Annotated in this window: 2 protein-coding genes; both read left to right on the top strand. The window is 38.5% G+C overall.

The genetic code is table 11. The features are described from left to right. The first annotated feature begins 51 nt into the window (after positions 1-51). Positions 52-195 (top strand): hypothetical protein, encoded by a 144-nt coding sequence (locus ACJ5H0_RS23075; protein ID WP_411252191.1) that lies wholly within the window; start codon positions 52-54, stop codon positions 193-195. Positions 196-260: 65 nt separating this feature from the next. After that, complete coding sequence (locus ACJ5H0_RS23070; RefSeq protein ID WP_071715599.1) at positions 261-656, top strand: hypothetical protein; 396 nt, start codon at positions 261-263, stop codon at positions 654-656. Positions 657-831: the final 175 nt, after the last annotated feature.

Here is an 831-nt window from a genome sequence, read left to right as displayed (position 1 = left end):
AAAACTAACTTATTCCTAGAAAAAGGAGTGTAACGCTATGACGGTATGGATATGTACACAGAAGCAAAGAAAGACGGAATCATTAGTACTTGGCTGTTAATTGAGTATCTTGTATTCGAAAGAAAAGCGATTACCTTTCTGATGGAATGGACAAGCTTAGTTACTTCTTTGAAGAAAGGTTCAGAAACAAAATGAACGAGTACTTAATCGATTACATGATACAACGCGGAATTAATGCGGCAGCGTAAGGGTGATGAGAAATGGATAAAGATGCAGAGAAATTGAAGGATTTGTACGCAAGAGCAGCAGGACTGGATGAAAGTCTACCTGGTGACTTGCTACAAAAGTTAAAAATATACGGTGACATCCTTTCACTGACAGGAAAATTACACGCAGCGGCGCTAAGTGATTGGAAAATGGCCGAAGCGATTCGGAAAGAAACAATATCGAAATGTTTCACTTACAATCCGAACGGAACGGCAAAGGAACGTGAAATGCAAGCGGAATTCGCAGCGAGCGAACATAGAAAAGCAGAAGCGCAAGCGGAAGCATCGTGTATGAGATGGAGAAATGCTTATAACTCAACAACAGAAATTATAAACATTTTGAAGATACAACTAAGGGATATGAAAGATTTAGATAGAGGCGGAATTTAAGGGAGTGGTAATGATGCCGAAACTTGAAACGGAAGTAGATAAAGAAAATTACACAATGGTTTTGCAAGAGAAAAAATATATGAAGAAATCGCGTCGTAACTTATATATCGCTTTAGAAGACTTGGATTTGTTGTTTGATGAGAGCGAAGTTACCCGATTACAAGAAATGTGGAAG

It is taken from the genome of Chryseobacterium proteolyticum (assembly GCF_046591535.1).
In the GTDB taxonomy this organism is placed as follows: Bacteria; Bacteroidota; Bacteroidia; order Flavobacteriales; family Weeksellaceae; genus Chryseobacterium; species Chryseobacterium proteolyticum.
This window is presented reverse-complemented; position numbering and strand designations above follow the sequence as displayed.